Source organism: Neisseria sp. P0021.S007, from assembly GCF_051956855.1.
The window spans coordinates 1-760 of the sequence record NZ_JBQCXA010000401.1; the positions used below are offsets into that span (position 1 = coordinate 1).

At 50.4% G+C, this 760-nt stretch carries 2 protein-coding genes and 1 pseudogene; all 3 read right to left on the minus strand.

Annotated elements, in window-relative coordinates:
- Positions 1-134 (minus strand): RNA methyltransferase substrate-binding domain-containing protein (locus ACTHUR_RS13625; protein ID WP_440399065.1); only part of this gene is annotated, 134 nt, incomplete at its 3' end.
- A 62-nt stretch (positions 135-196) separates the two neighbouring features.
- Positions 197-505 (minus strand): AzlD family protein, encoded by a 309-nt coding sequence (locus ACTHUR_RS13630; protein WP_003680717.1) that lies wholly within the window; start codon positions 503-505, stop codon positions 197-199.
- Positions 502-760, minus strand: a pseudogene (locus ACTHUR_RS13635) (AzlC family ABC transporter permease); the annotation flags it as partial. The pseudogene ACTHUR_RS13635 and the gene ACTHUR_RS13630, both read right to left, overlap by 4 nt.

Below are 760 nucleotides of genomic sequence, written 5' to 3' on the forward strand. Positions count from 1 at the left end.
GCCTTATCCAATACATCGCGGGTGCGCGCATCGGATTTGCCCTCTTGGATATAGAGTTCGGTAATCGATTTCGGGTTTTGCCACAAACGGGCATTGACGGCGTGAAAGCCATAGATGAGTCGTTGGTTTGCCATGTTTTTGCTTTATCAAAAAATTCAGACGGCCATTATAACAAGTAAGGCCGTCTGAAAATTTTTTATTTCATCAAATAACCGAGTATGCCCGAAGTGCCAACGCCGATTAAGACCGTTACCAACATCGAAAACCGGCTGGCCGCCAATACCGTCAAAGCAATGGCAATCAGCTCATGCGGTTTATCTGATACAAAATAAGGTGCAATCACGGAAATCAACACACAGCCCGGCGCGGCCTCCATAACCACTTGCGCGCGACGGCTCAACGTACGGTTGCGTAATGCAAAAAAGCCGATTAATCGGGTTGAATAGGTAACAGCCAACATGCTTAAAAACAGCAGAAACGATTGCAGCGACAACAAATCCTTCATTTTTGCTCTCCCCACAAATACGCCGCCAACAAGCCAGACAACGTTCCGGCCGGAACATACCATGCGCCATCCACGGTCAAATAGGTTGCGCACGCCACAATCAGGCTGACAAACCAAGGGCGTGAAGCCGCAAAGCTCTTCCACATCCCGCGCAGCAACACCAAAAACACTGCAGGAAACGCCATGCCGAAGCCCCAAGCCGCCACATCGCCGAACATCGGGCCGACTGCCGCGCCAAATGCAGCAAAACCAATC